Annotated in this window: 20 protein-coding genes; 10 read left to right on the top strand and 10 right to left on the bottom strand. The window is 40.8% G+C overall.

Annotated elements, in window-relative coordinates; all coding sequences use genetic code 11:
• Nucleotides 1-170: 170 nt before the first annotated feature.
• On the top strand, nt 171-812 hold the full coding sequence (locus tag BUC17_RS07960; protein ID WP_143161756.1) for a hypothetical protein: 642 nt from the start codon (nt 171-173) through the stop codon (nt 810-812).
• A 147-nt stretch (nt 813-959) separates the two neighbouring features.
• Here the strand turns inward: BUC17_RS07960 and BUC17_RS07965 are convergent, their stop codons facing one another.
• On the bottom strand, nt 960-1,385 hold the full coding sequence (locus BUC17_RS07965; RefSeq protein WP_073363197.1) for a hypothetical protein: 426 nt from the start codon (nt 1,383-1,385) through the stop codon (nt 960-962).
• A gap of 458 nt (nt 1,386-1,843) precedes the next feature.
• Here BUC17_RS07965 and BUC17_RS14080 point away from each other — a divergent pair, with 458 nt between their 5' ends.
• The 4 genes from BUC17_RS14080 (at nt 1,844) to BUC17_RS07985 (ending at nt 5,036) form a co-directional block, all read left to right on the top strand.
• Complete coding sequence (locus tag BUC17_RS14080; RefSeq protein WP_159433938.1) at nt 1,844-1,984, top strand: hypothetical protein; 141 nt, start codon at nt 1,844-1,846, stop codon at nt 1,982-1,984.
• Nucleotides 1,985-2,095: 111 nt separating this feature from the next.
• Entirely contained in the window at nt 2,096-3,232 is a 1,137-nt protein-coding gene (locus BUC17_RS07975) for an ABC transporter substrate-binding protein (protein ID WP_073363200.1), read from the top strand.
• A complete protein-coding gene (locus BUC17_RS07980) occupies nt 3,229-4,257 on the top strand; it encodes a FecCD family ABC transporter permease (RefSeq protein WP_083544815.1) in 1,029 nt (342 codons plus the stop codon). Before BUC17_RS07975 ends, BUC17_RS07980 begins: the two co-directional genes overlap by 4 nt.
• Nucleotides 4,254-5,036 (top strand): ABC transporter ATP-binding protein, encoded by a 783-nt coding sequence (locus BUC17_RS07985; RefSeq protein ID WP_073363202.1) that lies wholly within the window; start codon nt 4,254-4,256, stop codon nt 5,034-5,036. Before BUC17_RS07980 ends, BUC17_RS07985 begins: the two co-directional genes overlap by 4 nt.
• 104 nt (nt 5,037-5,140) lie before the next feature.
• Here BUC17_RS07985 and BUC17_RS07990 read toward each other — a convergent pair whose 3' ends face one another.
• A complete protein-coding gene (locus BUC17_RS07990) occupies nt 5,141-6,127 on the bottom strand; it encodes a proline and serine-rich protein 1 family protein (protein WP_073363203.1) in 987 nt (328 codons plus the stop codon).
• 88 nt (nt 6,128-6,215) lie between these two features.
• The gene (locus BUC17_RS07995) at nt 6,216-6,788 is read right to left on the bottom strand and encodes a pseudouridine synthase (protein ID WP_073363205.1); all 573 of its coding nucleotides are present in this window, start codon (nt 6,786-6,788) and stop codon (nt 6,216-6,218) included.
• A 104-nt stretch (nt 6,789-6,892) separates the two neighbouring features.
• On the opposite strand from BUC17_RS07995, the gene rmuC reads away from it, so the two are divergent.
• The 4 genes from rmuC to BUC17_RS08015 all read left to right on the top strand — a co-directional run bounded on the left by rmuC (nt 6,893) and on the right by BUC17_RS08015 (nt 12,046).
• Nucleotides 6,893-8,242: a DNA recombination protein RmuC gene (gene rmuC / locus BUC17_RS08000; RefSeq protein WP_073363207.1), complete on the top strand. Its 1,350-nt coding sequence runs from the start codon at nt 6,893-6,895 to the stop codon at nt 8,240-8,242.
• Entirely contained in the window at nt 8,226-8,780 is a 555-nt protein-coding gene (locus BUC17_RS08005; protein WP_073363208.1) for an acyl-CoA thioesterase, read from the top strand. Before rmuC ends, BUC17_RS08005 begins: the two co-directional genes overlap by 17 nt.
• A gap of 101 nt (nt 8,781-8,881) precedes the next feature.
• On the top strand, nt 8,882-9,994 hold the full coding sequence (locus tag BUC17_RS08010) for a hypothetical protein (RefSeq protein WP_073363210.1): 1,113 nt from the start codon (nt 8,882-8,884) through the stop codon (nt 9,992-9,994).
• Between the two features lie 18 nt (nt 9,995-10,012).
• On the top strand, nt 10,013-12,046 hold the full coding sequence (locus BUC17_RS08015; RefSeq protein WP_073363212.1) for an FG-GAP-like repeat-containing protein: 2,034 nt from the start codon (nt 10,013-10,015) through the stop codon (nt 12,044-12,046).
• A gap of 51 nt (nt 12,047-12,097) precedes the next feature.
• Here the strand turns inward: BUC17_RS08015 and BUC17_RS08020 are convergent, their stop codons facing one another.
• The 3 genes from BUC17_RS08020 to rpmH form a co-directional block, all read right to left on the bottom strand.
• Nucleotides 12,098-13,054 carry an ion channel gene (locus tag BUC17_RS08020; RefSeq protein ID WP_073363213.1) on the bottom strand — a complete coding sequence of 319 codons (957 nt, stop codon included), beginning with the start codon at nt 13,052-13,054 and terminating at the stop codon, nt 12,098-12,100.
• Between the two features lie 67 nt (nt 13,055-13,121).
• Nucleotides 13,122-15,974, bottom strand: coding sequence for a carbamoyl-phosphate synthase large subunit (carB, locus tag BUC17_RS08025; RefSeq protein WP_073363215.1), 2,853 nt, complete (start codon nt 15,972-15,974; stop codon nt 13,122-13,124).
• A 161-nt stretch (nt 15,975-16,135) separates the two neighbouring features.
• A complete protein-coding gene (gene rpmH, locus BUC17_RS08030; protein WP_056072822.1) occupies nt 16,136-16,297 on the bottom strand; it encodes a 50S ribosomal protein L34 in 162 nt (53 codons plus the stop codon).
• A gap of 151 nt (nt 16,298-16,448) precedes the next feature.
• Here rpmH and BUC17_RS08035 point away from each other — a divergent pair, with 151 nt between their 5' ends.
• Nucleotides 16,449-16,964, top strand: a complete 516-nt coding sequence (locus BUC17_RS08035) for a hypothetical protein (RefSeq protein WP_073363216.1) — start codon at nt 16,449-16,451, stop codon at nt 16,962-16,964.
• 1,244 nt (nt 16,965-18,208) lie between these two features.
• Here the strand turns inward: BUC17_RS08035 and BUC17_RS08040 are convergent.
• From BUC17_RS08040 to BUC17_RS08055, 4 genes are all read right to left on the bottom strand, one after another.
• Nucleotides 18,209-18,682: a hypothetical protein gene (locus BUC17_RS08040; protein WP_073363218.1), complete on the bottom strand. Its 474-nt coding sequence runs from the start codon at nt 18,680-18,682 to the stop codon at nt 18,209-18,211.
• Nucleotides 18,683-18,961: 279 nt separating this feature from the next.
• The gene (locus tag BUC17_RS08045) at nt 18,962-19,393 is read right to left on the bottom strand and encodes a hypothetical protein (protein WP_073363219.1); all 432 of its coding nucleotides are present in this window, start codon (nt 19,391-19,393) and stop codon (nt 18,962-18,964) included.
• A gap of 485 nt (nt 19,394-19,878) precedes the next feature.
• The gene (locus BUC17_RS08050) at nt 19,879-20,328 is read right to left on the bottom strand and encodes a hypothetical protein (RefSeq protein WP_073363221.1); all 450 of its coding nucleotides are present in this window, start codon (nt 20,326-20,328) and stop codon (nt 19,879-19,881) included.
• Nucleotides 20,329-20,412: 84 nt separating this feature from the next.
• Nucleotides 20,413-20,967 (bottom strand): REP-associated tyrosine transposase, encoded by a 555-nt coding sequence (locus BUC17_RS08055; RefSeq protein WP_073363222.1) that lies wholly within the window; start codon nt 20,965-20,967, stop codon nt 20,413-20,415.
• Nucleotides 20,968-21,138: the final 171 nt, after the last annotated feature.

The following is a 21,138-nucleotide window of genomic DNA, read 5'->3' on the forward strand; positions in this document are numbered from 1 at the left end:
AAGTCCTCAGAAAACTTACGATGCTTACTGATTAATTTGATGTTTGCTTTCATATAAATTGACTTGATGTGGTCAACCTATATCAGGGACGTACACACTGAAAACTGTGTACTGATCACTGAACACTGAACACTGAACACTGAACACTGAACACTGATTCCTGCTAACCCATGAAAAAAGCCATCCAACTCCTTTCGTTTTCGTTGTTCGTTAGTTTTACTTTTCCTTGTTTTCAAATGTGTTCGGATGCAACGTTATTGAAAAGAAAGCACCAGGAAACACCCACGTTGGCCTCTGCAAGCCCCCCGAAAACAGCGCCCATCAAACCGGCACCCCTAGGGGAAGAAAAGACCCCTGAGGAACAAGCTGCCAAAGTGACTTTTTCAACGTATGAACTCGCCCTGAAAAGCTTTGAATTGGATACTGTAGCCGATTTGAAAGAACGGGAATCCTATCCGTTGCTTTGCTTTACCGGCGTTTTGTTGTGTACCGTATTGCTTTGTTATTATGCGGTTCGGGAACGGTTTTTAGGGGTTTTCAGGATTTCGTTGGTTACCATTAGCTTACTCATAACCGCAGTTGGACTATGGGTTTATGACAATACGTTGGAGGAATTTCAACAATTGAAGTGGGGCTTTTATGTTGTTTTGGTGACTTTGTTGGTGTTGGCTATTTTCTCAAATCTTGCATGGGGAAAAAAGAAGAAAGAAGAAAGAAGAAAGAAGCAAGAAGAAAGAAGCAAGAAAAAAGACGAGCTTTGGTCTAGAGAAAAGAAGAAAGAAGCAAGAAAAAAGACGAGCTTAAAGAAGTGAGATAGCAAATTGCTGATGACTGAACACTGAACACTGAACACTGAACACTGATGACTGAACACTGAACACTGTTGACTGAACACTGATGACTGTACACTGAACACTAATGACTGTTTATCTCGCCACGGTCATCGCTACACGTAACAATTAGTGAGCACCATAAACATTACTTCGGATGAAATTGTGAAAATCTTTCGACTCTTTTTTCTTTACCCCATTAACTGTAATGTTAAAATTGCTTCCCATACAAAGGGAGTCAACTTGCGCATGATTATGATATATTACCTGCATCTTTACATCAAAATTTATTTGAGTCGTATCATTTTTTAACTGATTATAATAGCGTTGAAACAACTTTAAAGTATCTTCATTGTCGATTAATTTATACTTAACTCTTTCTTTTAACATTTCACTTCTAAGCGCTTGGCAGGATATATTCATTGGAAATTTTAACCCAGGATCTAGAAAATAAACTTCAAGAAAAATAGCTGCTTGTTTTTTCTCAAATTGATTACAACCATTAAAAAACAAGAGTAAACCCAATACCCAAAATGTTTTGTGAATTAATTTCATCGTTTCGTTTCGTGTTTAGCCTACAAGATTTCCATTGATGGCCTTGAATTATGTAAGTTATAAAACCATTTCGCCTCGAGAATCTTGTCTTTATACGCCCCAAAATCTCGAATATCCCGCAATCTCATCAAAAATAGTTACTTTAGAACAAAAAAGTTGACTAAAAACTGAACGTTTCGCTCCCTTGTAAACTGCAATTGATGTTTCAAAAAGGCTTTAAATATCGAATCTATCTCGTATACCTCATCATTATAGGGTCCTCCCTATGGGGCACTCCGCCCTTTCATTACGGATACTATGACAATCCGCCTTTGGGTTTTTGTTTCATCATAAATCTAACAACCCTTTTTCTATTTTTAATCCCTCTCAAACAATTCATCGTTGGGGAAAAAATAGTTTATGCAAGCTTGGTATCGCTGTGTTCCTCTGTTATCGCTGTAAATGCAGTGGCATGGGTTATGGATTTTATATACGGAACAGATACCGATTGGGATGAATTGAATTCGCCTGCAGTTTTGGATAGTTTTCTGTTTTACCTTCTCACCTACTTTCTCGGTGTGGGATTTTTCAAACTTTGGCTCAAATACAAAAACCAATAGCTCCTTAATTTGTACCCGAAAGTTCGTAGCTTCGTCCTTGCGGTAAACGGAGCCATGGCCATGAAGTAGTCCATCACCCAAAAAACATTACTTTTGCACAAAGTATCCGATATGAATTGTTGCGTCAGGCTACTGGGCCTACTCCTTGTCATTATGGGATTCGGATGCCAGTCCGATCGTTCCCAAACGTCCCTAGCACAAAACCAAAACATCGTGCGGTATGCCCAGGGATTTACGTTGCAAAACTACAATGACCTTACTGTGGTTACCGTGCGCAATCCTTGGCCCGAAGCCCGACAAACGTACCGCTATGTTTTGTATAAAAAAGGGGCGCGCATACCCGATTCGCTGCAGCAATTCCCCGCCATTCGCATCCCTATTCAAAAAATAGTGGTCACCTCTACCACCCATATTCCTTCCTTGGAGATGTTGAAAAAGGTACCCACACTCATAGGATTTCCACAACTGCAATACATTTCCTCGGCGCAAGTACAAGCGCGCATCGCCCGCGGAAAAGTGGCCGAACTGGGGAAAAACCAATCCTTAAATATCGAGCGACTGATCACGCTGCAACCCGAGGTTGTCATTGGATACGGTATCGACAATCACAATCCTACCCTAGACAACCTGCAACGCAGCGGCTTAAAGGTGATGCTCAACGGCGACTGGAATGAACAAACGCCACTGGGTCGGGCGGAGTGGATTAAATTCTTTGGAGCGCTTTACGATGCACAAGAGGAGGCAGAACGCATTTTTACAAAAATTGAAAAAGACTACCTCAAAACCAAGCGCATCGCGGCACGAGCACCCAACGCACCTACCGTCATGGCCGGCGATGTGTTTGAAGGACAATGGTACCTTCCCAAAGGCGATAGTTGGGGCAGTTTGCTACTCAAAGAAGCCCACGGCAACTACCTATGGAGCGCTACAAAAGGCACGGGAAGTCTGGCCCTCTCTTTTGAAACAGTATTTGAAAAAGCACACAACGCCGACCTGTGGATCACCTCGGGTCAGTTTCAAACCCTAAGTGAAATGGCAGCCCAGAATCCGCATTACCGCCAATTCAAAGCGTTTAAAAATCAAAAAGTGTATTCGTTTCACCGAAAAAAGGGAAAAAACGGCGGCAGTCTCTACTACGAATTGGCGCCCAACCGACCCGATTTAGTACTGAAAGATTTGGTGAAAATACTCCACCCAGAATTGTTACCTTCATACCAACCCTATTTTTTTATGCCGTTACAACCGTGACCCTAACCTCTCGTCATCGCGGGCTTTTTGCCCTGTTAAGTGGACTCCTACTGTTGGCCTTTCTCAGCAACATCGCTTGGGGGCAAGTGGCTATTCCCTTGGGTGATGTTTTGCAAACTATTTTTGGACAAACGCCTATCCAATCGACTTGGTCCTATATTATCCTTGAATTTCGAATCCCAAAAGCGCTCACGGCTATTTTAGTAGGCATGGGCTTATCGACTTGTGGGTTATTGATGCAAACGCTTTTCCGTAATCCTTTGGCGGGACCGTATGTGCTCGGACTCAGCTCGGGGTCGAGTTTGGGCGTAGCCTTGGTACTCTTGGGAGCGGGATTGTTACCCACCGGACTATACACCCTACTCACAGGCCCCTACGGATTGGTGACCGCTTCGTGCTTGGGCAGTTTAGGGGTTATGGCCATAGTGTTGGTTTTATCGCGAAAACTCAGAGACAGTTCGGGTTTACTAATTGTGGGACTCATGTTTGGCAGTTTTACAGCCGCCGCGGTTTCTGTACTTACCTACTTTAGTTCGGCCGAACAATTGCAACGGTTTACGTTTTGGAGTATGGGTAATTTGGGCAATTTGACCTACACACAAATAGGAATTCTTACGGTTTGTTTCGCCGTGGGGCTGCTCCTCACCTTGCAGAGTATAAAAGCCTTGGACGGATTGTTGTTGGGCGAAAACTATGCGGCCAGTTTAGGCATAGCGTTGGGAAAATCACGTTTGCGTATCATTTGGGCTACCGCTTTACTTTGCGGCAGCATTACGGCCTTTGTGGGACCGATCGCATTTATTGGTTTGGCGGTGCCGCATTTGGCCAAACTCTTATTTCAAACCAGCAAACACGGTATTTTATTGGCGGCTACGTTACTCATTGGAGCCATCATCATGCTCGGCTGTGATACAGTGGCACAAATGCCCGGTTTCGATTTTACACTACCCATCAATGCCATTACCTCGCTCGTTGGCGCGCCCGTTGTCATTGGATTAATCATTCGAAAAAAAGCCTTATTATGAGTGTAAATTCCCTGCTTCGCGTGTGCGATCTTACCATTGGGTATGGAAAAGGAAACCAGGCACTTCCCTTGGCCACTCAATTGCATTTTGAACTCAAAGCGGGACAGTTAGTTAGTCTCATTGGTCCCAACGGCGTAGGAAAATCGACCTTGTTGCGAACCCTTTGTGGGATTCAACCCGCGTTGTCGGGATCGATTTTTTGGGAGGACAAACCCTTGGAGGAATGGACTGCCGAACAACGCGCCCGAAAATTGGCCTTGGTGTTGACCGATAAGATTCCGAAAAGCAACCTTACGGTTTATGAATTGATTGCGCTCGGTCGCCATCCGTACACCAACTGGCTTGGGCAACTCGCCCCCGACGACATAAAGGCCATCGAAACTGCGATGGAGCAAACAGAGGTAAGCCTTTGGCGGGACCGAAAACATTATGAATTAAGCGACGGACAATTGCAACGCGTTTTGATCGCCCGAGCCTTGGCCCAAGACACGCCTTGGATTGTATTGGACGAACCCACGACCCATTTGGATTTAGTGCACAAAGTAGGCGTGTTTCAATTGTTACAACGGGTGGCACATCAAACCGGAAAATGCATTCTCTTTTCTACCCATGACATTGATCTTGCCATTCAACTTTCGGACGAAATGTTGATCATGACGCCCCAACAATTGGTGTTAGACCAACCGTGCAATCATATTGAATCGGGCATATTTAATACGCTATTTACCGACGAACACATTCGCTTTGATGCCGAAAAAGGACGGTTTGTCATATCCTAAGGGCATTTTCTTTATCATTTTTATACAACCCAAACATCCATTTATGGATACCATAAAAAAAGCTGCTCCGAAGAACAGCTTTTGATTGGGATTATTGCAACCGATTATTGGCGACTTTGCACGTAATCGGATAATTCATCAGCATTAGAACTAAAACTGAAAATTCCGTTTAATTTAAAGTAATTACGGGGTTCGATGCAGTAGTCATAAGCGAATTTAGCGAACTCTAATTTGTTATCGTCGAAGCTAAACAAATTCGCAATTTGCATGATTTGATCCACATTCAAACAGTTTACCGCTACAATTTGCTTGGCTGTTTTCATACGAGAATCTTCAAAAGCCTGATTTTTTAAGGTCGTTAAAGCAGCATTGTAATCGGCTGGACGCATACAACTACGACTTGGACATCCTACAGGCGCCACTTCCACAGGTACGGGAGCCACATGACCGCCCACATGAGAGGAAGAAGTTGTGGTGGTAGTAGTTTGCGTTACGGTGCCCCCCATGCCCATATTGTCATTGATGGAAACACCCATATTAAGTCCACCAATATTGATGTTGGCGTTGATATTGTCCCCACCATTGGTCGTCGTGGTTGTGGTCGTTTGTGTAACGGTACCGCCACGAACAGGAGCAGGTTGTTGCACCACTACAGTTTGCCCTGGGTTTACGGGACGCGGACGGGGTTGCCCATAATGCATAACATACACATTGGCTGGGGGAACAAAATTGGGTTGTACAGGCACTGCTGAGAAAAAATTCAATTTCATTTTCCCTTTCTTGTTTCGGTCGCGACGAATTTTATAGGTCACATCCGACATGATACCGTCCGGATCGGCGATCATCATGTTGTTGGTGGTAATATCCATCAACGTTTTGTCTTCAAACTGAATACGCGCGTTGTAGTACGGCTGATTCAAGTCCTCTACTCGAATGTTAGTTTGGGGGATATCATTTTGCATTTCCCCATTTAAAATAAGGTAAAATTTGTCGCCATCTTCAGAGAAAATAGTCAAGTGTCCAATTTGTCCTACTTGAGCCATAGAGACTGCCGAGAGTAGCACAAACAATACAGAAGTAATTTTTTTCATGATGATTGTTTTTTTTGGTAAAAATACGGGTTATCTGTTAATATACAAATTCAAAAATTAAGCCAAATTTATTTTTTTAGTAAAATCGTTACAAGCCTACCTGTTCAAAATGGGGAACTTCTTGCACGCTGCCTGCGCTCAAGTTTAAGGCAATACCGCCTACGCGAACCCGTACCAAACGCAATGTTGGAAAACCCACTGCCGCGGTCATTTTGCGCACTTGACGAAACTTCCCTTCGGTGAGCGTTAAGGATATCCAACAGGTGGGGCCATGACGGGCATCTCGTATGCGTCGCCCTTCGCCAATACAGGGCGGCAAAACCGTCACAAGTCGAACTTGACACGGTTGGGTGGTGTATCGAATGCCTTTGAAGCCAATTTCAACCCCCGCCTCGAGTTGTGCTATTGCGGTTGAGTCAATCAAACCGTCGACTTGTGCATAATATTCTTTTTCTACCGTTTTACTGCGCACTCGTTCGCTTTCTTGACCATCCGTAGTCAACAACAACAAGCCCTCCGAATCTTCGTCCAAACGTCCAATAGCCATCGTTCCTTCGGGAAAATCATACAGTTCGCCCAACAGCTTTTTGGCGCGCTTTTTTTGATAAATAAACTGACTTAAATACCCATGGGGCTTGTGCAAAAGAAAGTGACGGTGCATGGCGACTTTTTATTTGTACAAACTTAATCCATTTTAACAAAGAAAAATTGTGTAGCAAATCGCCTTGAAGTTTTGTAATTTTAAAACCTTAAAAAAAATAACGTATGACTCTAACCATTGTTTTATCTGCCATGTTTTTGGGATTGGGATTTCTCATCGGAAAATTACTCTCTAGCAATCAATCCAGTGCAACCCTTGCGCAGAAAGAAGAGCAAATTCGTCAATTAACCCAACAAGTAACGTCGGGGCAACAGCAATGGCAAACGGCCCAAGCAGAGAAAGAAACGTTGCGCACCGAACGCGAAGCATTGGCGTTACAACTCACCAAAAAAGAAGTGGATTTTTCCAATTTGGTCGAACGCAACAAAGAATACCGTCAAGAAGTGGAGCAGCTGCAAGAAAAGTTTACCAAAGAGTTTGAACTCTTGGCGCAGAAAATTCTGGAAGAAAAAACGACCAAGTTTACCGAACAAAACAAAGAAAACTTAAAGACAATTCTTTCGCCCTTACAAGAAAAGATTCAGCTTTTTGAGAAAAAAGTAGAAGACACCCACAAAGAAAGCATCGATTACCATGCCGCATTACGCCAACAAATACTGGGACTGCGGGAAATGAATGAAAAAATGTCGCAAGAAACCATCAACCTGACCAAAGCCTTAAAAGGGGATAATAAAATGCAAGGAAATTGGGGCGAATTGGTACTGGAGCGTGTTTTGGAAAAATCAGGATTGGAAAAAGACCGCGAATATTTTGTACAACAGAGCTTTACCACCCCCGAGGGACAACGTCTTCAACCCGATGTGGTCATTGCATTGCCCGATGGCAAAAAAATGATTGTCGATTCAAAAGTGACTTTAACCGCCTACGAACGCTTGTGCAACGCCGAAACGGAGGAGGAACAAAAACAGCATTTACGCGAACACCTTATCGCTATTCATCGCCATGTGGAGCAATTGAGTAGTAAAAATTATTACGACTTGTACCAAATGGAGAGTCCGGATTTTGTGTTACTTTTCATCCCAATTGAATCGGCATTTGCGGTCGCATTACAAGAAGATAACGGACTCTACAACAAAGCCTTTGAAAAAAATATTGTCATCGTAACGCCTTCAACCTTATTGGCCACGCTGAAAACCATTAACAGCATGTGGACCAATCAAAAGCAGCAAGAAAATGCGCTAGAGATTGCCCGTCAAGCGGGTGCTTTGTATGATAAATTTGAAGGGTTTGTCACCGATTTGATAAAAATTGGCAAAAAGATGGATGAAGCCAAAGTAGAATACCAAGGAGCTATGAACAAACTCACCGAAGGGAAAGGCAACCTGATTTCGAGCGTGGAACGCTTGAAAAAAATGGGGGCAAAAGCCAAAAAAGCAATGCCCGATGCCTTGTTGCAACGCGCAGGAGTAGGCCAAACGAACGATATTGACACGACCCATGAAGAAACAATTTAAAACCGTAAAATCCTCTAGAATTTCCATTTCACAATTGATGCTTCCCTCCCATTCCAACTTTAGTGGAAAAATTCATGGAGGGTATATTCTTTCGTTGATGGACCAAATTGCTTTTGCCTGTGCTTCCAAATATTCGGGCAATTATTGTGTAACCGCTTCGGTGGATACCGTCGACTTTTTACATCCTATTGAAGTGGGCGAACTCGTGATCATGAAAGCCTGTGTAAATTATGTGGGGCGCAGTTCAATGGTGGTAGGAATTCGCGTGGAATCAGAACATATTCAAACGGGCAAATCGAAACACTGTAATTCGAGTTATTTTACCATGGTGGCCAAAGATGAAAACGGCCAAAATACAGAAGTCCCCGGTTTGATTTTAACCAACGGCGATGAAGTGCGGCGTTTTTACAATTGTATCCAACAAATTGAAGCCCGAAAAACCCGTAATCGCCACGAATTGGAGTTCGATTACCTTTCGGAAACTGCCTTGAAAAACCTAGAAAATTACAATGTAAAAATTGAAATGAAAGAACGGTAAAATTTTCAAATTCTAATTCATTTCTTAAAAATTCTCATATAACTGCACGAATTTTAGGCAAATAGATTTTTTTTGTTATTTTTGGTCAAGAATTTTTTAACATGAGAAAATATTACCTTTTGGGGATTTTTACGGGAATCCTTTCTTTATTTATTTATTCTTGTTCTTCCAATGACAACGAGGAGTATGTGGAACCGAGCCCCGTTACGGTTGATCTCACACAAGTCCCTTACGCCAAGCTTTCCGATTACCACTTTTTTAAAGCGCCCATGAGTGCCATGGTGCCCGAAAAAGATGTCCATATTTACGAACCCATTAGTCAGTTATTTACGGATTATGCCCACAAAAAACGTTTTGTATGGTTGCCTCCGGGAACAAAAGCAACGTACAATGGAGACGGTTCGGTTTTGGAATTGCCTGTAGGAGCTGCCATTATCAAAAACTTTTATTACGACGAATTGCAACCTACCAATACCCGTAAAATCATTGAAACCCGCATTATGATTCGCAAATCCAACGGATGGATTTTTGCGGAATATGTTTGGAATGACGAACAAACAGAAGCATTTTTTGATTTAAACGGAAGCAACCGCACCATCACTTTTACAGAAAACGGTGTGCAAAAAACGGCCAATTACCGTATTCCCAATGAAGCACAGTGTGTAACTTGTCATAAACTGCGGGATCCTAATACGAATATTTATTCCAATTCACCCATTGGAATCAAACCACAAAACATCAACTTTAACTATAACTATGGCGCTGAAACGAAAAATCAGTTGGCCAAATGGAAAGAGTGGGGTATTTTAGAAAGCAATGCACCTATTTCCGACCCTGCGACCGCTATGGTTGATTATAAAGATGTATCAAAACCCCTTGAGCAGCGCGTTCGCTCTTATTTTGACATCAATTGTGCGCATTGTCATAGTGAAAAAGGGCACTGTTATTACCGCCCGATGCGTATGAGTTTTGATGAAACCAATAACAATTTAACCAACATGGGCGTCTGTGTTCCCACGGCTGATATGCAAGACTTTCCCCCTGCGTTAATTCGTATTGTTTCGCCAAACAACATCAACCGTTCCATGTTATATTACCGTTTAAATACAGAAAATGAATCGTTTATGATGCCATTACACGGGCGTTCCATCATCCATGAGGAGGGTGTATTACTCGTAAAACAATGGATCGAATCGCTTCAACCTTGCAACTAATAACCACTTAACAACTTTATGAAAAAAATTACTTTACTCCTATCTTTCCTCGTTGTAGGATTGACGCAAGCTCAGGACACCTGCGCTACTGCACTGCCTATTACGGCGGGAACCCATGTGGTTACTGCGGTGAATGGTACCGACTTACCCCCTGCCTATTGTGCAGATAACGGATCCTTAGGCGCTAATGGAAAAGCGGAATGGTATACCTATACCCCCACGCAAAACTACACAGTGACGATCACTTCCGACATTGCAGCCAATACACCACGAGTAGACACCCGTCTTCACGTGTACACAGGTTCATGTGGCGCTATGGTGTGTTTTGATGGTGACGACGATAGCGGTCAGAATTATTCTTCGGTAGCTACCTTCAACGTAACCGCAGGAACAACCTACACTATCGTTTGGGACAACCGCTGGACCAGTAATGGGTTTACTTTTCAATTAATCGAAAATGCAGTTGTGGTACAACCGACAGCGCCTATTACGTACAACGCACAAACGGTTTCGACCATCAATAACCAATACAATATTTGTGTGGTTGATATGAACAACGACGGATTGGATGACATCGTAGGGATTAGTACAGGAACAATGAAAGTTCATTACCAAACGGCTACTCCCGGAACTTTCAACATTGTAAGTTATCCTTTTTCCAATGTAAATTTCTACCCTTCTTGGAGTTTGGCTGCTGGTGATTATAACAAAGACGGTTACAATGATATCGTGTTAGGTGCTGGTCAAGGATTATCCATCTTGCGTTCTGGAAACAACGGTACACAATATACCGGAATTACCCCCGGAGAATATATCTTCTGTCAGCGTACCAACTTCGCCGATTTGAATAAAGATGGGAACTTAGATATCTTCTCCTGTCACGACATCAATGAAAACGTTTATTATTTGAATGATGGCGCAGGAAATCTTACCTACTTCCAAGCGAATGTAACGCCTGGCGCGATGGCCATCAGTAATGGCGGTGGAAATTATGCAACCTTGTTTACCGATTTTGATAACGATGGCGATTCAGATGTATTTATTTCAAAATGTTCTGGCCCTCCATGTCAGTTGATTCGTTACGATGGGGGTACTACCTATACCAACGTTTCTGCAGCTACTGGGGTAAATGTAACACCGATTCAAACGTGGTCCTCGGGAATTGCCGATTTTGACAATGATGGTGATATGGATGTAATCATTACGGCTAGTGCGGGTTCACACCGTTTCTTCAGAAATAACTTCGAAACTACGGGTGCCTTAAGTGCATTTACCAACATCACTACAGGTTCAGGTTGGGATACCAATACATCAACCAACATTGACAACATCGCTTACGACTTTGACAACGACGGAAAAGTAGACGTATTGGGCGGTGGAAACAAAATCATGTTCAACCAAGGAAACAATACGTTCCAAGGCGTAACCTACACAGGTATTGGCGTGGGAGCTGTGGGCGACTTAAACAACGATGGTTTCTTGGATATTCAAAACGGATCTACTATTCGTTATGCTGTACCCAACGGGAACAACTGGTTAAAAGTTCGCTTAAACGGTGTACAAAGCAACAGCAACGGTATTGGGGCGCGCATTGAAATCTACGGTGCCTTCGGAAAACAAATTCGCGATGTACGCAGTGGAGAAGGATTCCGTTATATGAGTTCAATTAATGCTCACTTTGGTATTGGAACCAACACAGCCATTACCCAAGTAATTATCCGTTGGCCTTCAGGGATTGTCGATACCATCAACAACCCCAACATTAACCAATTGTTGACCGTAACCGAAGGCTCTAGCTTGAATAATCCTTCTTTTGACAGTTCAACAGTAAGTGTATTCCCTATCCCAACGCGCAACCTATTGACCATTAAAACGCAAGAGGGCTTCACCGCAGTGCAAGCTGAAGTATACGACTTAAACGGTCGCTTGGTATTGTCTTCCAAAATTGAAAACGAATCAATCTCGTTACAATCTCTAGAAAATGGCAATTACTTGTTGATGGTTATGGATGCAAATGGTGCCAAATTCACCCAGAAAATTGTGAAAAACTAACACATTCCATATTAGAAAAAACAAAAAGCTCCGAGTACATCGGAGCTTTTTTTATAGGGTAACTTTTTCAAAGGCATGCAGTTTGTCAATATGCAGCAGCGTTTTTCTTTGGTAGCCATCACGGGAAAACATGGGTAAAAAGCGAGCCCCATAAACAACCTCATCAAAAGTATACGAAGCGCGTTTTACCACCGAAGTACTAAACATATCATCAAATACCTTGATAAACACAATCAATTCCCCTACCGTATCTTGAAAATCACTTTCGGTAAATTGATACAACGGACTCTGAGGCGTGATCGGATGGACTAAAGTCCAATTTAGATTCAAGGCATTGATTTTATCCAACTCCAACTCCAAGGTGAAAAATTTGTTGACTTTTTGGCCGTTTTCCTCCACATGCATCCCCAAGGTAACCCGCGCCTCTGCATCGGATAAATTGACATTCTTAAAGGGACATAAGCGCAACATCAAGGCGGTACCGTCTTTGTAAGGAGCAATCAAAGCATGGTTGGAAAACAAAAGATGGGCTTTGGGTTGGCTAAACCGACCGTAAAACAAACCCGTAGCAATCGCAAAACTCAACAAGCCCGACAAGGCTTCAACAGCGGCGATAAAACTGGCCAAAAAACCACGCGGACTCACATGACCGTAACCCACTGTGGTAAAGGTTTGTACACTAAAAAAGAACGCTTGTCCAAAAGCATCCCAAGGCGAAGTGACAGTCACCCCATTGAGATGGTCTACGCCAATAAGCACATAAAGTGTGGCAAAAAAAGCATTCACCAAAAAATAAAACAGAAGGATAATCAATAAAAACTTCCATCGCGGTAAGGTCAGCATCGTATGGTACCAACTTATGGTATCTAAAAATGGAAATCCTGTAAGTCGAATATTGGCTTTTCCAGATTTGGTAAAGAAACGTCCCCCATAACTGGAAGCATTGGTCCCTAAACCGGTATTGGCTTCAGTTTTGGCTTGGGCATTGAAGGTTTTTCGAAAATCCATAAGGGTTATTTTGAGGTAAAACTACACTTTTTACACAAAAAAACCGCTCCGAAGAGCGGTACTATACTTATTTAGACAAATACATTTTTCGTCGGGAATAGAGATCGTAAAACTGATCGTCTTTTAAATCCTCAATAAACAAGATACTCTCGCCTGTGGATTTCATTTCTGGACCCAAGGCCTTGTTAACGTTGGGGAATTTATTAAAAGAAAACACGGGTTGCTTGATGGCAAAACCATTTAACTTCGGATTAAAATCGAAATCGCTAACCTTCTTCTCGCCCAACATCACCTTGGTGGCATAATTCACATAGGGTTCGCCATACGCTTTGGCAATAAAAGGCACCGTACGTGAAGCCCGGGGATTGGCTTCGATGATGTATACAATATCATCCTTAATCGCAAATTGAATGTTGATCAGCCCTACCGTTTGAAGCGCTAATGCGATGTTTTTAGTATGGTCTTTAATTTGTTGCATCACAAACTCGCCCAAGTTAAACGGAGGCAATGTCGCATTACTGTCGCCCGAGTGGATTCCACAAGGTTCGATATGCTCCATGATTCCGATGATGTAAACATTTTCACCATCACAAATTGCATCAGCTTCGGCTTCAATCGCACCATCTAAGTAGTAATCCAAAAGCAATTTATTATTCGGAATATGTTTTAAAATCTCGATCACATGCTCTTCCAACTCTTGCTTGTTAATCACAATTTTCATGCCTTGTCCGCCCAATACATAAGAGGGACGAACTAACAAGGGGAATTCCAATTCGTCTGCCAATTGCAAGGCTTGATCGGCGTTTTCGGCTACCCCAAATTTAGGATACGGAATATTCAATTCTTTCAACAAGCCCGAAAAACGACCGCGATCTTCGGCTAAATCCAAGGCATCGTAACTGGTTCCGAAGATTTTTATCCCGTAGCGGTTTAATTTTTCAGCCAACTTCAAGGCCGTTTGTCCTCCCAACTGCACAATTACACCATCGGGTTTTTCGTGCTGGATGATGTCGTAAATATGTTCCCAAAACACGGGTTCAAAATACAACTTATCGGCCGTATCAAAATCGGTTGAAACCGTTTCTGGATTACAGTTGATCATAATGGTTTCATAGCCGCATTCTTTGGCCGCCAAAACCCCGTGCACACAGGAATAATCAAATTCAATACCCTGCCCAATTCGGTTAGGCCCTGACCCCAACACCACAACCTTCTTACGGTCGGTGACTACACTTTCATTGGCCGTATATCGTTCTCCTGTAGGCGTCTCAATTTCTGCCTCAAAAGTCGAATAATAGTAGGGCGTTTGCGCTTTAAATTCGGCCGCACACGTATCGACCAATTTATAAACCCGTCGCACATTCATTTCTTCCCGCAAACGGTGCACCTGACTCTCCAAACAGCCCAGCATGTGTGCAATTTGACGGTCGCCATAGCCTTTTTGCTTGGCTTCCAGGAGCAACTCTTTCGGAAGCGTATCGATACGGTAGTTTGAGATTTCTTTTTCCAACAAATACAATTCCTCGTATTGCTTCAAGAACCACATATCGATTTTGGTAATCTCATGAATACGACTCAGCGGAATCCCCATTTGAATCGCATCGTAAATCACAAATACACGATCCCAACTGGCATAGGTGAGTTTTTCAATAATTTGTTCGTAGTTTTTATAGCCTTTTCCATCTGCGCCCAACCCATTGCGTTTGATTTCCAACGACTGGGTTGCTTTGTGCAAGGCTTCTTGAAACGAACGTCCAATACCCATTACCTCGCCTACCGATTTCATTTGTAAGCCCAGCGTTCGGTCGGCGCCTTCAAACTTATCGAAGTTCCAACGCGGGATTTTCACAATCACATAGTCCAACGTAGGTTCAAACAAAGCAGAGGTCGATTTGGTAATTTGATTTTGCAATTCGTCGAGCGTATACCCTAATGCCAATTTGGTAGCAATCTTCGCGATGGGATAGCCCGTTGCTTTTGACGCCAAAGCCGAAGAGCGCGATACCCGTGGATTGATTTCAATCGCGACGATATCTTCTTTTTCGTCAGGGGAAACGGCAAACTGCACATTACATCCTCCGGCAAAGTTTCCAATCGAGCGCATCATGTGAATCGCCATGTCGCGCATTTTTTGGAAAGTACGATCTGACAAGGTCATCGCAGGCGCCACGGTAATCGAGTCGCCGGTGTGAATTCCCATAGGATCCATATTTTCGATAGAACAAATGATGACAACATTGTCATTTTGATCCCGTAACAATTCCAATTCATATTCTTTCCACCCCAACAAAGCCTTGTCAATCAATACTTCGTGAATGGGGGACGCTTCTAAACCGCGGGTCAACAACTCATCAAAATCCTCTTTGCGATGCACAAAAGCGGCGCCTGTCCCCCCGAGCGTAAACGAGGGACGAATAACTAACGGAAACCCAAATTCCTGGGCTATTTCTTTTCCTTTCAAGAACGAGTTGGCCGTCTTAGCGGGCGCATACGGAATTCCGATTTCACTCAACAGCGTTTTAAATTGGTCGCGGTCCTCGGTAACGTTAATCGCATTGATGTCGACCCCAATTAAGCGTACATTAAAATCTTTCCAAATCCCCTTTTCTTCCGCCTCCAAACACAAGTTCAACGCCGTTTGTCCGCCCATGGTTGGGAGTACGGCATCGATGTTGGGATGCGCTTTGAGAATTTCAATAATCGATTTGGTCGTAAGCGGCTTGAGGTATACATGATCGGCCATAGCGGGGTCGGTCATGATGGTCGCGGGGTTGGAATTGATAAGGATGACCTCGATTCCTTCTTCGCGAAGGGAGCGGGCCGATTGTGACCCAGAGTAGTCAAATTCACAGGCTTGACCAATAATGATCGGACCTGAACCAATAATCAAAACGGATTTGATAGCGGAATCTTTCGGCATGTGGTGTAGTAGTTTAGTCGTTTAGGTTGTGTGTGTCAAAATTAGTCGGTTTCCAAAACTTATGAAAAAATCGGAGTTGCCAACTTATCATTAGTTATAAACAGGATAAAAAAAAGGCGCTACCGATAAAAGTAACGCCTTATGCTATGATGAATACATCATTATTTCTTATGTCTTGGTTCAGAAGATACCGTCAACTTATGTCTTCCTTTGGCACGACGACGAGCAAGGACTTTTCTACCATTTGCAGTAGCCATTCTCTCCATAAACCCGTGTTTATTTCTTCTTTTTCTTTTCGAGGGTTGAAATGTTCTTTTACTCATTGTTCGATATCTTTAAAATCTGGTACTTGTTCGCTGTCTACGGCTTTTCAAAACCGAGTGCAAATATACAAAGCTTTTTATTACATGCAAGTGCTTTTTTAAAAATATTTCAAATTCCTTTTACTACATTTGCAACCTAAATTTTACCCTCATGTTTCACAGAAATAGTAAGATCGTTTTAACCGTCCTGATTTTTGCAGCAGCGGTTTGGCAATTCACCGAAAACAACATTGGCAATGGGATTTTTTTGATATTAGTGGCATTGATTCCGTTGGCCTTATACTTCCGTAATGAGTACATCTTGTTGGCGTTTTTACAAATGCGAAAACAAAATTTCCCTGGGGCTCAAAAATGGTTGTCCAAAATCAAAAACCCAGAAACCGCTTTGATTCGCAAACAACAAGGCTACTACAATTACCTGCAAGGCTTGATGGTGTCGCAAACCAACTTGAACCAAGCCGAGAAGTTTTTCAAAAAAGCCATCGAATTGGGGTTGAATATGGACATGGACTTGGCCGTAGCCAAACTCAACTTGGCCGGAATCGCCTTATCCCGTCGTCGAAAAATGGAAGCGACGAACTTGATCAACGAAGTCAAAAAACTCGACAAGCAAGGCATGCTGAAAGAGCAAATCACCATGATGAAAGAACAGCTGAAACGCATTTAATGAAAAGACTCCGAAAGGGGTCTTTTTTTTATGCTAAATTTTAAATTAGAAATTAGAAATGAGGGGACTCTTGAAAAGTGTTTAGAAGAAAGAGGAAAGAAGCAAGAGAAAAGAAGGCGCGTTTTATGATCATGGTTCACGCTACACTATTAACCCCTTTACACTTTTACACCAATTAACCTTTTAAACTTTATGCAAACTTCATGATACTTTGTGCTCCAAAATTTCAAAACATTAAGGAATTAAGACTACTCACTATACCGCATAAATTAAGACGATTAAGCAAGCTAAAAAACTAGTTTTTCTAGTCTTAAATCTTAGTGACTTTGAGTCTTCGTGGCAAATAGAAAAAAGAAGCAAGAAAAAAGAAGACGCGTTTTATGATCATGGTTCACGCTACACTATTAACCCCCTTACACTTATAAACCAATTAACCTTTTAAACTTTGTGCAAACATCGTGATACTTTGTACTCCAAAATTTCAAAACATTAAGGAATTAAGACTACTCACTATACCGCATAAATTAAGACGATTAAGCAGGCCAAAAAACTAGTTTTTCTAGTCTTAAATCTTAGTGACTTTGAGTCTTCGTGGCAAATAGAAAAAAGAGCAAAGAAGCAAGAGCAAAAACTTGCTTTGGGAGGTGAGGAAGCTAATTGCTGATGGCTGATCGCTAATCGCTGACTGCTAAAATGACTTACGACTAATCCACTTACGACTTACGACTAACCTCCGTCAAGACAAAAAGTAAAGAATCAATTAGTTGCAGACATAACCAACAAAAGACACCAACCTCCCGCAGAAGTTCTTTTTTGTAGCTATTTCCTGTTGTTCGTTGCATGTCCTCAGTGGCCTGCGTGTTTTTACTACGCCGTGCTCAAGCTTCTTGGGTCGCTCTCGCTCGGCGGTAAAAACCAACGCATCCCCCTTCCGGGCTTTCCACTGCCACCAGGGCTAGGGTTTCAGCTATTTATCAATTATAATGTAATTAGAAACATAGGGTTTTTAATACAAAACCACCCGAAGGTGGTTTTGTTTTTAATTTATTCCGCAAAGTCGGGTCCCGATAGCTATCGGGATGCGAAGCATTGTGCATCATATGAACACTTTGCGTAGCAGTGGGTTTTCTTTTATCAATATTAAATACTATTTAGTTAAACAAACTTTTTAATCGCTTTCAATAACCCTTGCCAACTTGTAGCCCCCCCGCTGTATAACACTCGCCATCGGGGGCAGATTGCTATTAATAATACCCTTGCTTTATTATTTCCCCATTTTTTGTAAAAACAATTGTGTAAGCATATTCATCAATAACTAAGTATTTTTCCACTATATAAGTTCCATCATGTTGAATATTTTTTTTAAATACTTTAATCGTCATTGGAGTAGAAAAAATGTAATCAAATTGAAAAAATAAGGGATAAAAAGTATGATTTAAGTAAACATATCTATTGGAAGCTTTAATCCATTGGCTAATAGTAACATCATCTGGATTGTATTTTCGAATGCTAATCTCATAATGACCTTCATCATTTTTGTCTAGTAGAAAAAAAACAGAATCTTTTATCGATTTTAATTTTTCAACCAAGACTAGTTGAATATTTCCATGTAGTAAATAGGGGTGACTGTTTTCAAATTCATTATTCTTAGTCAATGATTTTGAAGTTGAACAACCCAAAATAAAGATAATTAAAAAAAGTATTGTTATTTTTTTCATTTTTTCACAGATTCCGTTAGTGCATCTAAACCGATATTATTATTAGTTGAAGTTGTACCCCGATAGCGCGGATTTGCAATCCGTGCTAAAACAAATACAATACTATTACTTCTAATTCATTTTGCAATCCGTGCTAATACAATGAATAGGCATATATAGTTTTTATCAAATATAGAAAAACGACATCATAAAGATGTAGTTTTAGCTTTTTACGTTGTGGGCACGGATTACAAATCCGCGCCATCGGATTTAGGGTTATTCATTTCAAACTTTGATACATTATCTGTCAATCCGTTTACATTCTTCAATTTTATCTTTAAAAAGATTCTTAATGGCAGTTTTATTTTTTGATTTTACATCAATAAAATAATCTTTTCCATCTTTAAAAATAAATACTTTTCCTTTAGGAGTTAAAGGAGATTGGTGTTCAACATTAGTTTTTGAACTGTAAAGAATATTGAACAAACCAATTTCTATTTTTTTATTATTTCCAATCAGAAGAATTCTTTTTGCTTTTTTATTATAAATTTTATTTTTGAAATCCTCATCTATTCCTATTTCAAATCCTCCCTCAGTTTCACAGACTGTAATATAATTGGTAGATTCTGTCGAATTTTCTGTTTCAACAGATAACACTACACTGTTTTTTTTACCACATGATATTTGAAGTATAATTAAAACCAAAACCAAAAACGATTTAATTACTTTCATAAGTTTATTTTATTTGGTTATAAATTCCTTGTTGCTGTCCATAGATTTCTTGTACTTGTCTTAATGGCATTATGGCTGGCTTAGCCCCCGATAGCGCGGATTTGCAATCCGTGCTAAAACAAATACAATACTATTACTTCTAATTCATTTTGCAATCCGTACTAATACAATGAATAGGTATATATAGTTTTTATCAAATATAGAAAAACGACATCATAAAGATGTAGTTTTAGCTTTTTACGTTGTGGGCACGGATTGAAAATCCGCGCCATCGGGTTGCAAATCCGCGCTATCAACCGTTGAACATATCCGCGCCATCGGGGGTTTCATCTATTTATCAATTATAATGTAATTAGAAATATAGAATTTTATAACACAAAACCACCCGAAGGTGGTTTATGTACAGCTGTTATTACTTGTTTATCTGTGTGGTCACGGATTACAAATCCGCGCTATCGGGGTTGCAAATCCGCCATCGGGGGTTATTATTGCTTTTTATCATAGATTGTGCTATCATGTAAAAAATATTTCTGTTTTGGTTTTGAAACACTAATTATATCATCGACTGTAGTTTCTTTAATATAGTATTTATTTCTTTTAAACGAAGTTATCCCATATTTAGATTTGATAATATTTTTAAATAAGCGGCAATCAAAATCTATTGTTATGAAGTTACAGTTTTTCCAATCATAGATTGGAAAAACAACAATATGTGAATTACTTTTCATGTATATCGTGATATCTTTCGTGGTCAATGTATCTGGATATGAAATTATAGATCCCTCACCGATAAAGTAACATTCACGCTTATTATCAACAATATAAAAACTTGTATTCGTTTGTTGTTTACCATTTATAAAAAAAGAAATATTCACATCCTTATTTCTTTCTAATAATAAGGAAACTAATATTAAAAACATGATTTTTATTTCCATAATTTTAATTCAATATATTTAATAAGGCTTTCAATGAAACACTAAATTGAGTGCCACCCCGATAGCGCGGATTTGCAATCCGTGCTAAAACAAATCCAATAAAATTACCTCTAAATCATTTTGCAAACCAGCATAGTTACGTGCAGAACTAAAGTAATAATCTTCTGGAAATTGAACAATTTTATCTTTAACGGGATTGTTATGTATGTAATTTACTTTTTGTTTAATAAACCAATTCGTCTCAACGATTTCTGCATGATAGCCATCTTGCCAAACCTTGAATTGTTGCTCTCTCTTTAAATGTTGACAAGCCTTTTGAAAATAGTCCAACAACCATTCTCTTCTGCTTTCGGGTTCATTAATAATTACTTTAATAATATTCTTTGATGTGAATTTTTTAAAATCTCTAATTACATCCGATAAGATATAACCATTAGTTGCTTTACATAACAAATGAATATGGCTGCTCATCAAACAGTAAGCATAAACTTCTAAACCTTTATTTTGTTGGCAGTAATTGAGAGCCTTTATTATGATTTCTTTTTGGTTCAATCGAGTGAAAATATCAATCCATCCAACGGTAGTAATGGTTATAAAATAGGCTTCCTCTGAAGTAGTGGCTTTGTACTTAGTTGACATTGGCGTATAAATTAAGAATCAAATATAAACAAAAACTACATCGTTTTGATGTAGTTTTTGTGTCTTTTCTTTGTAGGCACGGATTGCAAATCCGCGCTATCAACCGTTGAACATATCCGCGCCATCGGGGTTTAATTTTCTACAACCACGCGAAAGATTGACTTCGTCGAA

Origin of the sequence: Flavobacterium fontis, from assembly GCF_900129405.1 — a bacterium.
Taxonomy (GTDB): Bacteria; Bacteroidota; Bacteroidia; order Flavobacteriales; family Flavobacteriaceae; genus Flavobacterium; species Flavobacterium fontis.

Excerpts from the sequence above, each read along its gene's own strand:
- BUC17_RS07960 (WP_143161756.1), top strand. The coding sequence starts at position 171 with ATGAAAAAAGCCATCCAACTCCTTTCGTTTTCGTTGTTCGTTAGTTTT.
- BUC17_RS07965 (WP_073363197.1), bottom strand. The coding sequence starts at position 1,385 with ATGAAATTAATTCACAAAACATTTTGGGTATTGGGTTTACTCTTGTTT.
- BUC17_RS14080 (WP_159433938.1), top strand. The coding sequence starts at position 1,844 with ATGGATTTTATATACGGAACAGATACCGATTGGGATGAATTGAATTCG.
- BUC17_RS07975 (WP_073363200.1), top strand. The coding sequence starts at position 2,096 with ATGAATTGTTGCGTCAGGCTACTGGGCCTACTCCTTGTCATTATGGGA.
- BUC17_RS07985 (WP_073363202.1), top strand. The coding sequence starts at position 4,254 with ATGAGTGTAAATTCCCTGCTTCGCGTGTGCGATCTTACCATTGGGTAT.
- BUC17_RS07990 (WP_073363203.1), bottom strand. The coding sequence starts at position 6,127 with ATGAAAAAAATTACTTCTGTATTGTTTGTGCTACTCTCGGCAGTCTCT.
- BUC17_RS07995 (WP_073363205.1), bottom strand. The coding sequence starts at position 6,788 with ATGCACCGTCACTTTCTTTTGCACAAGCCCCATGGGTATTTAAGTCAG.
- rmuC (WP_073363207.1), top strand. The coding sequence starts at position 6,893 with ATGACTCTAACCATTGTTTTATCTGCCATGTTTTTGGGATTGGGATTT.
- BUC17_RS08005 (WP_073363208.1), top strand. The coding sequence starts at position 8,226 with ATGAAGAAACAATTTAAAACCGTAAAATCCTCTAGAATTTCCATTTCA.
- BUC17_RS08010 (WP_073363210.1), top strand. The coding sequence starts at position 8,882 with ATGAGAAAATATTACCTTTTGGGGATTTTTACGGGAATCCTTTCTTTA.
- BUC17_RS08015 (WP_073363212.1), top strand. The coding sequence starts at position 10,013 with ATGAAAAAAATTACTTTACTCCTATCTTTCCTCGTTGTAGGATTGACG.
- BUC17_RS08020 (WP_073363213.1), bottom strand. The coding sequence starts at position 13,054 with ATGGATTTTCGAAAAACCTTCAATGCCCAAGCCAAAACTGAAGCCAAT.
- carB (WP_073363215.1), bottom strand. The coding sequence starts at position 15,974 with ATGCCGAAAGATTCCGCTATCAAATCCGTTTTGATTATTGGTTCAGGT.
- rpmH (WP_056072822.1), bottom strand. The coding sequence starts at position 16,297 with ATGAGTAAAAGAACATTTCAACCCTCGAAAAGAAAAAGAAGAAATAAA.
- BUC17_RS08035 (WP_073363216.1), top strand. The coding sequence starts at position 16,449 with ATGTTTCACAGAAATAGTAAGATCGTTTTAACCGTCCTGATTTTTGCA.
- BUC17_RS08040 (WP_073363218.1), bottom strand. The coding sequence starts at position 18,682 with ATGAAAAAAATAACAATACTTTTTTTAATTATCTTTATTTTGGGTTGT.
- BUC17_RS08045 (WP_073363219.1), bottom strand. The coding sequence starts at position 19,393 with ATGAAAGTAATTAAATCGTTTTTGGTTTTGGTTTTAATTATACTTCAA.
- BUC17_RS08050 (WP_073363221.1), bottom strand. The coding sequence starts at position 20,328 with ATGGAAATAAAAATCATGTTTTTAATATTAGTTTCCTTATTATTAGAA.
- BUC17_RS08055 (WP_073363222.1), bottom strand. The coding sequence starts at position 20,967 with ATGTCAACTAAGTACAAAGCCACTACTTCAGAGGAAGCCTATTTTATA.